This is a genomic window from Desulfobacter sp. (assembly GCF_050177295.1).
Genome location: NZ_JBFXHE010000262.1, coordinates 1 through 6,425, shown reverse-complemented (window position 1 = coordinate 6,425; position 6,425 = coordinate 1). Strand labels below are relative to the sequence as shown.

The 6,425-nt window shown below is 45.0% G+C and carries 9 protein-coding genes; 6 read left to right on the top strand and 3 right to left on the bottom strand.

What is annotated here, in order from left to right; genetic code table 11:
- Together AB7U36_RS16215 and AB7U36_RS16210 are read right to left on the bottom strand one after the other, a co-directional pair.
- Positions 1-431: transposase (locus AB7U36_RS16215; protein WP_428160745.1), on the bottom strand; the 431-nt coding region annotated here is incomplete at its 3' end.
- Between the two features lie 140 nt (positions 432-571).
- Positions 572-1,024, bottom strand: coding sequence for a DMT family transporter (locus AB7U36_RS16210; protein WP_428160744.1), 453 nt, complete (start codon positions 1,022-1,024; stop codon positions 572-574).
- Positions 1,025-1,169: 145 nt separating this feature from the next.
- Here AB7U36_RS16210 and AB7U36_RS16205 point away from each other — a divergent pair, with 145 nt between their 5' ends.
- On the top strand, positions 1,170-1,505 hold the full coding sequence (locus AB7U36_RS16205) for an EAL domain-containing protein (RefSeq protein ID WP_428160743.1): 336 nt from the start codon (positions 1,170-1,172) through the stop codon (positions 1,503-1,505).
- Between the two features lie 34 nt (positions 1,506-1,539).
- Here AB7U36_RS16205 and ade read toward each other — a convergent pair whose 3' ends face one another.
- Positions 1,540-3,363 (bottom strand): adenine deaminase, encoded by a 1,824-nt coding sequence (ade, locus tag AB7U36_RS16200; protein ID WP_428160742.1) that lies wholly within the window; start codon positions 3,361-3,363, stop codon positions 1,540-1,542.
- A gap of 863 nt (positions 3,364-4,226) precedes the next feature.
- Here ade and AB7U36_RS16195 point away from each other — a divergent pair.
- From AB7U36_RS16195 to AB7U36_RS16175, 5 genes are all read left to right on the top strand, one after another.
- Positions 4,227-4,835 (top strand): CD3072 family TudS-related putative desulfidase, encoded by a 609-nt coding sequence (locus AB7U36_RS16195; protein ID WP_428160741.1) that lies wholly within the window; start codon positions 4,227-4,229, stop codon positions 4,833-4,835.
- A gap of 16 nt (positions 4,836-4,851) precedes the next feature.
- Positions 4,852-5,136, top strand: coding sequence for an AAA family ATPase (locus AB7U36_RS16190; RefSeq protein WP_428160740.1), 285 nt, complete (start codon positions 4,852-4,854; stop codon positions 5,134-5,136).
- Between the two features lie 15 nt (positions 5,137-5,151).
- On the top strand, positions 5,152-5,730 hold the full coding sequence (locus AB7U36_RS16185) for a hypothetical protein (protein WP_428160739.1): 579 nt from the start codon (positions 5,152-5,154) through the stop codon (positions 5,728-5,730).
- Complete coding sequence (locus AB7U36_RS16180) at positions 5,731-6,018, top strand: M23 family metallopeptidase (RefSeq protein ID WP_428160746.1); 288 nt, start codon at positions 5,731-5,733, stop codon at positions 6,016-6,018.
- Between the two features lie 226 nt (positions 6,019-6,244).
- The coding region (locus AB7U36_RS16175; RefSeq protein ID WP_428160738.1) for a hypothetical protein at positions 6,245-6,425 on the top strand (181 nt) is incomplete at its 3' end.

Genomic DNA, 6,425 nt, shown 5'->3' with positions numbered 1-6,425 from the left:
GGTTGCTTCATCGGCTGAGTTATCAGTGGATAAGACTTTTGTTCATCAACAGACGTAAGTGATAGCTGCAGATGACATAGGCCCGGTATCGGCTTGTTGTAGATGGAAGAAAAAAATCGTCCGAGACCGTAAGTCTGTTTGCCGGATTTTGGCGTAATCACCTCGTCACCGGTCAAGAGTATGATGCCGGGGGCATCTTTTAAATGAGCGCGGATGAAAAACCACTGGAGTTTCGCCCAGTCAATATTGGTTTTGAAAAATCGTTGGACGGTTCGGTAACTGCCCCCTTTATCTGTCCAGCGGGACATGCCAAGCATAGTTACTCTGTCCGGCATGCTCAGAATTGCTGTAACAATAACCGCCAGACGGCGCAGCGTAGTGTAGTTGAGACAAGGGCTTAAACAAAAAAGTAGGCTCATGATGATGTCCATGTCTTCCTCCTGAGGGATTCGTTTGCATGATTATAATCACTCAAGAGGAAGATATGGTAAATTGGTGAAGGTATTGTTATAAACTACGGCGTTATTAGCGCCTAAATTTGTCCGAACCATTGTTGATTGTATGTATACTTTTATGAATGGCTGTTTTGCACCAGGGTGACTCCTATCAGTACAAGGCTTATACCGACGAGCTTCATCATATTTATAGGTTTTACTGCTATCCCAAATGCCCCAAACTGATCAATTAAAGTTGATCCGATGAGCTGCCCTGCAACTACACAAACAAAAAATAGGGCCATGCCAAGCACGGGTGCAACAACCAGGCTACCAGCGACAACTACCACCCCAACGATACCCCCAAAGATTACCCACCACGGCAACATTCTAATCTGTAATATATCTCCTGTTCCTTTTCCCCAGCCTATCCACAAAATAATCACGAACACCAAACTAACAAAAATTGAAATTGATGCTGCCAACAAAGGGCTGCCAAGACCTCGAGCCATAGTGGCATTAATTGGTGGCTGAACAGAGATTGATGTTCCTATAGCAACTGCAGCCGCAATGTATATTACATTACTCAATTTATATTCTCCTAATGTGATCTTTATGCAACAAGATATAACGCGGTGCTGACCGGCGCTGTGCGCCGGTCAAGCAAAGCATAGTTTGCTTCATCGTTGTGCAGTGACCGGTTCAGCACCTTGTTCGCCTTTAATAATAGAACGGATGGCCAGGGTCAAGCAGGAATTGGGTGCAGCCATTAGCGAAAATGAGTTTGAGCTCTATTTTCAGCCCCAGGTCTTGGTTTCAAGCGGTAAGATAGCGGGCTGTGACGCATTGATCTGTTGGAATCATCCTCAACGAGGTATGATTTCACCACCGGAATTTATTTCGGTGGCCGAGGAATGCGGCTTGATTGATCAACTGGATGGCTGGGTATTAGAGTCTGCTTGTCGGCAGTTGGAGCAATGGGAGCACCTTTTCGGTTGCAAGAACAACAGCCTCCCAATGATTGAGCAATTTCTGGTCATCCCGAACCGACCAAAGAGAGTCATCATTTGAGCGCAGCAAATAAGAACCTGATTATCCCTGAAACTCATCCTTTTTTTTGAGCTATGCCAGGGGAGGTTCCGTCCACTGGCAAGGGTATCAGGCGACCGGCGTTGACATCAATGAGCCCCTTATCGGAGAGTTTGAATTCGGTCAAGGTCGGACATGCGGCAAAGGCCAGGGTCATAAAGGGAGAGGGGAGGTCACATCCCAGTGCTTTGGCGGCCTGGCTGAGCTTGTGCAATTTCTCAATGACTTGTTCATAAGGCTGCTCAGACATCAATCCACCTACAGGCAATGGTAGTTCGGCCAGAATTTTGCCCTGATTACACACCACAATGCCGCCCTGTAAGGCGATCAAACGATTGACTGCGGTGGTCATATCTCTGTTGTTAACTCCCACAACCACAATTTGGTGAATATCGGGGGAAATACTGCTGGTAATGGCCCCTTGGGTAAGCCCAAATCCCCTGACTAAACCTCGACCGATGTTCGTTGGTTCAGTTTTACCGTGGCGTTCAATCACTGCCAGTTTGAGAATATCCCTGCCAACATCGGGTAAAATTTCACCGTGGTCAACTGCCAGGCACTCGGGTTCGTCAAGACTGATAATCTGTTCGGGGAATACTTTAAGAACGTGGGCCTTTATACTGCCGACCTGTTCAGTCATAAGAGTGAAGTCTTCGGCGCGCAGTTGTTTGGAAATCCGCACCGTATTCATCATCCGGGAGGGGTAACTGGTAGGCGGGAGGTCGACCAGTAACCGCCCGTCTGCGGCCACCAGTTGTCCATTGACAATGACTTGATTCACAACAAAGTTATTCAAATCCCCAACCAGCAGAATATCAGCTATTTTACCAGGGGCAATACCACCAATATCTCGATCCAGACCAAAATACTCAGCCGCGTTAAGAGAGGCCATTTGCAACACCGTCACGGGATCAATCCCAGCTTTAATAGCCTTCCTTACCAGATCATCGACCAGCCCTTCAGCAGCAATTTCGCGAATATCTTTGTCGTCCACGCAGAAACAACAGCGGCGCGAACTTAATTGCTGCTGTGTGATAATTTTTATCAACTCGGCCAGGTTGCGCATACTGGACCCTTCTCGAATCACCAGACGGAGGCCCAAGCGTATCCGCTCAATGCCTTCTGCCAGAGAAATGGCCTCGTGGTCCGATTGAATTCCCGCTGCTGCATAAGCATTGAGGGTGTTGCCGATAAATCCAGGTCCGCTTCCATCAACAGTTTTACCATGGTTACAGGCCAGCTGAATCTCCTGGTGAATGACGGGGTCATTTTGAAGCAGTTCATTGAAGAGGACAACTTCCCCCAGTCCGACAATTTGGGGTTTTGCCATCAGATTTTCAAGATCTGTCAGGGTAAACTCGTGAGCCGGGGTCACAAGGGACGGTGACGCACAGGGGACTCCTTGTGCAGCGGTGGCGAAAAACTTCAGCGGAGTACGGCTGGATTCTGCCAGTAGATGCTGGATGCCATCAACACCAAGGACATTGGCGGTCCAGAGCGTTTCCCAGTTGACGGCGGTCGTCCCCCGGGGCAGCACCGCCCGTGCAAACTGGCCTGGGGTTACCATGCTGGCTTCAATATGAACATGGGCATCAATTAAACCGGGCGAAAGGAACATCCCCCGGGCATCCACAATGTCGGTTTGGCGACCAATGACATGGTGAGCGTCACCGACCAGGGCAATACGTTCTCCTTTGATGGCCACGTCGGCGGGATAAATTTCACCACTGAAGACATTGATTAACTGGCCACCGCAAATCACGCGATCGGCGGGCTGGTTCCCCATGGCTACATCGACTAAGTCTTCTCGCCGTACGGTACTTAGAATGGACTTAAGCATCAGGTACCACCTCTCTATCCTGAAAATGGTTTGTTTATGGGATTGTTATCCGCAATATTTCCAATATTTGGCACAATTGACGATAAACCTCTTGTTCATTGTCACCATGACAGCATTCAATGCCGTTGACTTAAGCGCAAATGATGAGTTTACCAGACAGAATATCACCGTCATTTCTGAAAATATTAGCAGCAATAGAGGATAAAATTTTGTTAAGGAACGGCATTGACGCTTAAATTGTACACAGGGTTTCTTAAGTCAACGGCATTGTGACAGCATTTGCCAATTCAGCCGGGAATGGAACCGACATAACATTGATCTTCTATCCTCTTCTGACCATTCAACAATTTTTAAATAATGGTCTTTTTTCTTCATCTCTCATAGCACTACAGCGACACGCGTCTTTTTTTACACAAAAAGGATGGAAAATCAACACATTTTAGCTGATTTAGAGCTATAATATAAAATGTTCCATCAACAGGGGCAATTTTGAAAGTGTCGCTGTAGTGATAGGTCGTTTGATTTTTCTTGGCATAAATAATTGGGGTGTCGATATCTTGATTGTTAATAATAACTCTTGCGGCTTCATATTTAATCTATCAAAATAGGGTTCAAATGAAGTGATATCCATATAAGATCCTTATTAAGATTAAAGCAGTATTAAAATCGACATTGGGCAAACCCATATGTAACCTTTTGAATTTATTGAGTCTGGGTTTGTTTGACAAATTTTCACCCCTAATAAAATCAGGGTGTTATGGATTATCTGCCCAATGTCGGTTAAAATTATAACAAACTTTATTTTTATAAAAAGCAAAAAATAGCTATGATACAATCAACAATAAAATGATAAAGGAGGCGTTATGGCGGAGAAAATTGGTAAAATCAAAGAAAATGTTCAAGATAAGAGAAGTGGGCGTTTAATCTTTCTTTCCCATTGTCTGCTCAATCAAAATGCTTGTGTACGAGGCTTAGCAGGTCAGCCGGCCGTTATCAGAGAGTTGGTTGATTTACTACTCGTTAACGATATTGCAATGTATCAAATGCCCTGTCCGGAAGTGACGCATATCGGTTCTATGCGATGGGGGCAAGTTAAAAAACAATATGGAAGTCCAATGTTTAAAAGACATTGTCGAAAAATTGCAGCAGATATGTGTGACCAGATACAAACTTACCGTGATAACGACCATGAAGTCGTTGGTATTGTGCTGCGGGATGGAAGCCCTACTTGTGGATTAAATAGTGCTGCGGTTGAAGCTGATGAGATGCAAGTGTGGGGCGGAATGGTATGGCATGCGTCTCCGCTGCAAAAGTTTGGAAATACATCAGGTGTCTATAGTGAAGAGTTAATAGCTGAAATAGAGAGTAGAAAAGGATTTGAAGTATCGCTTTTTGCTCTGCCTGAAGTAGAAGAGGCCGGTTGTTTTGATGAAGCAATCTTAAAAATTAAACAGGCAATAGAAAATAAATAGATGATATAAAAAGACTATGAAAAACAAAATTGAAGATGAAATTCCAATGATTTTTCTGTATGGTCCTCCTGGCTCAGGCAAGACTACTTTAGGCGCGAAAGCATGTCAGAATCTTGGGTTACGATTTATTGACTTTTCGACTCCCGAGATCAATGAAAAGCCGTTGTCTTTACAAAAGGAACTTTTCATGGAAGCCATTAACAACCGATCTGGAGACGTAATTGCACTACCTTGGTCTTTTCAGGAAGACAGGTCAGTCCGGAAATTGATCAGAAGTTTCGGACTCCTGTTACTTTTGTGAGCACATCCTCTTGATATGCAAGATAGATCAGGACGCTTAGAGCCTCTTTTTACACCTTCACCGAGAATTAAAACAAAGGGTGGATTCGGGCAAAAGGGAACTGGATGCCGTGAATTCCGTAGGTTGAATAATGCTGCTGATGAAGTTTTACTATTGATAGACAGTTCTCTTGATGAAGCCGTTGATGATCTTGAGAGCTATATTGTCGATATTCGTCAGGAAGCTTTGGAGCCTCCTATGGTTCGCGCCGGATTAAGCGATTGGGTGAACGACTGGTATGAGGATTACGATGTTCCTAAGAATATTATAAATATTGTTGTGGATGCCATGGCTCGCTATATAGTTTATCTTCAATCTGAGGGGAAATCGCCTCGTACCCTTTCGGGTGTATATAGTGATTTGCAAGCCGCAGGAATGTTAGTTATGTCTAATGATTATCCCGAGGAGGGAACGGCTTCTGAGATACTTGATCTTTTTTCGTTTCCGCCTTGGACTATTGAATTCAAAAGAAAATTTTCGGATTCACCCAACGCAATTTCTCGATATGAACGTAATCTGGAAGGATTTAGCAATTTTTTGAAGATCCTTAAATAGATTCCTTCGACACAACCTACGGGAACTGCTGTGGAAGCGGTGTCAAATGGTAGGGTCATTTCGGCTGAATCCGACTATTATGCGGGCAACTCCATGTATATAGACCATGGCAACGGTGTTATTTCCTTTTACTTTCACCTGAGTAGATTGGACGTGTCTCTGGGGCGGTATTGTAAAAATCTGCTAAAAAACCTGATTTTATCGCCCGCATTGAAAAAGAGGGCTACCGACTTAAGGCGGGACAGTTTGAAGCGGTTGATCCGAGTCTTCCAGCACGTAAGCCTATAAAAACAGGGCATCCCACAAGATCCTTATTCTGCGGGGTGTCCCGGCTTAAACCGGTAGCCAAAAAGAGTATGGAAAGGATGGGGATTTTTTCCATCTTTACAGACAGCCCGGTGGGGTTGGACATCGGAGGTTCTTCTCCCCCAGAGATTGCTCTATCCGTTGCTGCAGAGATAAGCGCCGTTAAATACAGGAAAAATAAAATCCGTCATATGAGGGAGCGGTGAATTTGACAGCATTATACAAAGGCCATTTTATCGACACGCCCACACCGGGCGAATTCAGGGTAAGAAAAGATGCTATCGCCATCGTTGAGGATGGCAAGCTCCTCTCCCTGGAGAGGGACGTACCGGCTCAGTTTTCGTCTCTTCCTGTAAAGGACTCGGGAGCGGGGGTAGTTATTCCTTCTT